Source organism: Rhodoligotrophos appendicifer (assembly GCF_007474605.1).
Lineage (GTDB): Bacteria > Pseudomonadota > Alphaproteobacteria > Rhizobiales > Im1 > Rhodoligotrophos > Rhodoligotrophos appendicifer.
The window spans coordinates 1-2,608 of record NZ_VHKL01000028.1; the positions used below are offsets into that span (position 1 = coordinate 1).

Below are 2,608 nucleotides of genomic sequence, written 5' to 3' on the forward strand. Positions count from 1 at the left end.
TGTCAACGGCGGAGCAATTCCAGGCCACTGCGGCGGAGTAAAAGCAGGCCACTTGCGTGAGGGTGCGCCGAAGCAGAGAAGGGTCCCGATCGGGACCCTTCTCTGCTTCGGCGGCGTGTCGGGATCGAGGATCAGGGCTTGCTGATCTCGCCGATCTCGGAGTTGGTGGTGTTGGCCTGGTTTCGCTCCGCCTCGGCCGCCGAGGCGATCGCCCGGCGGTGGCCAGCGGATTGCTTGAGACGATAGCTGTCGCCATTCATGGTCAGGATATGAACGTGATGGGTCAGCCGGTCGAGCAGCGCGCCGGTGAGCCGCTCGGACCCCAGGACCGACGTCCAGTCCTCGAAGGGCAAGTTCGAAGTGACGATGGTGGAGCCGCGCTCGTAGCGCTGCGAGAACACCTCGAACAGGAGCTCGGCGCCCGTCGGCGACAACGGCACGTAGCCGAGTTCATCGACGACGAGCAGCTTCACCGCCTGCAGTTCGCGTTGCAGCTTCAGTAGACGTCTCTCGTCACGTGCCTCCATGAGCTGATGAACCAGGGCCGCGGCAGTGGTGAAGGCGACGGGGAATCCCTTCTGACAGGCGGCAAGTCCAAGCGCGAGCGCGACATGGCTCTTGCCGGTGCCACTGTTGCCGAGAGCGATCACGTTCTCCCGGCGCAGGATGAATTCGCAGCGGGTTAGCTCCAGCACCAGCATCTTGTTGAGGCTGGGGATCGCGGTGAAGTCGAAGGTGTCGAGGCTTTTGATCGCCGGGAACCTGGCCTGCCTGATGCGCCGCTCGACCACACGACGCTCCCGGTCGATCAACTCCAGCTCGACCAGGCGCAGTAGATAGCGGGGATGATCGACGCCGTCGCGGGCACACTCGCGGGCGACCTTGTCGTATTCCCGCAAGACTGTCGGCAGCTTCAGCTGCTTGAGGTGATGGCCAAGCAGCACCTGCGGCGTGCCGCTCGTCGTTCCAACCGGCATCGCATCGCCTGTCCCTTTGACGGTCATGCCGCTCTCCCAGGAATGAGCACCGCGTAGTCGGCGGCCGATGTCGTCCTCACAGCCGTCTTCGGCAGGTGCGGGTAGGCGGCGAGATCGAGCCGCGCGGGACGACGCTCGACACGAGCCAGTGCGATCTGCTTGACCGCATCGAAGCCGATCGCGCCGAGCCGGATTGCCTCGGTGACGGCGCCGGCCACGATCTCCTTCGGGATCGCCTCCATCAGCCGCAGGACCTGGATGAACTCGCGCTTGCCGCGATTGCCCATGCGCGCCTCCATGAGATGGCGCAGATGCTGGAACGTCTCGGGAAGACCCCAATCCTTCAGCGGCGCCGCCTGATCGAGCGCGTTCGGCTTGGTCTCGATCAGCGCCAGATAGTGCAGCGGGTCGAAGATGAAGGTGCCCGAACCATACGAACGTTGATGGCGGGCGATCTCTTCGCCGCCACACAGGATGACGACCTGGTCGACGAAGCCCTTCACCATCACCTCCTGGAAGCCGTGGCTGGTCGGCACCGAGTAGTCGTTGCACCGGTAGCGCACCAGCGCCGTCGACGAGACGCGCGCCGCCCGCTTCTCGCAGGGCTCAAGCGGGACAGCGGGCATATCCCGGAAGGCCTCGAGATCGGCGCCAAGCCGTTCGCCGATGGTCGCGGCGTTGCGACCGGCACGTTCCGCCTGCCGCGCCCGGCACCGCTCGGCCAGCATAGCGTTGAGATCGTCGAAGCTCGCCGCCACCGGGATCGGCGTCATGAAGTTCGAGCGGGCATACTTCACCAGCCCCTCGACCTTGCCCTTGTCGTTCCCTTTGCCGGGTCGGCCGAACCTGTCGCTGAACAGATAATGGCTCACCAGTTCCGTGAACGCGCGCGTCCGCTCCCGCTTGCCGTCGCCGCAGATCTTTGCCACCGCGATCTTCAGATTGTCGTAGAGCACCGACAGCGGCACGCCGCCGAAGAAGGCGAAGGCCGACACATGCCCGTCCAGGAACGCTTCCGTCGTCTCGGCCGGATACGCCTTCACGAACGGGGCATCCGACTGCGGCAGGTCCATACAGAAGAAGTGGATCTTGCAGCGGACGCCGGCGATCACGCCGACCGCCTCGCCAAAATCCACCTGCGCATGGCCGGGCGGATGCGACAGCGGCACGAAGGTCTCGCGCCCTCTGGCTCGGGCGATCCGGACATAGTCCTTCACCACCGTATAGCCGCCGCCAAACCCGTGCTCGTCGCGCAGCCGCTCGAAGATCCGCTTCGCCGTATGCCGCTGCTTCATCGGGCCAGTTCGGTCTGCCTCCAGGATCGCATCGATCACCGGCAACAACGCGCCCAGCTTCGGCTTCGTCACAGGCTTGGTGCGCGTGTAGCCCGGCGGCAACGAGAACCGGCACATCTTCAAAACCGTCTCGCGGCTCAGCCCGAAGACACGGGCCGCCTCACGACGGCTGTTGCCCTCGACAAACACAAAGCGCCGGACGGCAGCATAGACTTCCACGGAAAACATTCCCGGCCGATCCCCAAAGGGACCAGCCTAGCCAATGGACGGCTTTTACTCCGCCCGCACCGCCATCACGTCGGCGCTCCATGGCCTAATTTGTCACCGCCCTGCACA

The 2,608-nt window shown here is 65.0% G+C and carries 2 protein-coding genes; both read right to left on the bottom strand.

The annotated features are described in order from the left end of the window. Positions 1 to 131: 131 nt before the first annotated feature. Positions 132 to 1,004 (bottom strand): IS21-like element helper ATPase IstB, encoded by an 873-nt coding sequence (istB, locus tag FKM97_RS26090; protein ID WP_281290112.1) that lies wholly within the window; start codon positions 1,002 to 1,004, stop codon positions 132 to 134. Further along, complete coding sequence (gene istA, locus FKM97_RS26095) at positions 1,001 to 2,500, bottom strand: IS21 family transposase (RefSeq protein WP_144293491.1); 1,500 nt, start codon at positions 2,498 to 2,500, stop codon at positions 1,001 to 1,003. The genes istB and istA overlap by 4 nt, the downstream gene beginning before the upstream one ends. Positions 2,501 to 2,608 lie beyond the last annotated feature (108 nt).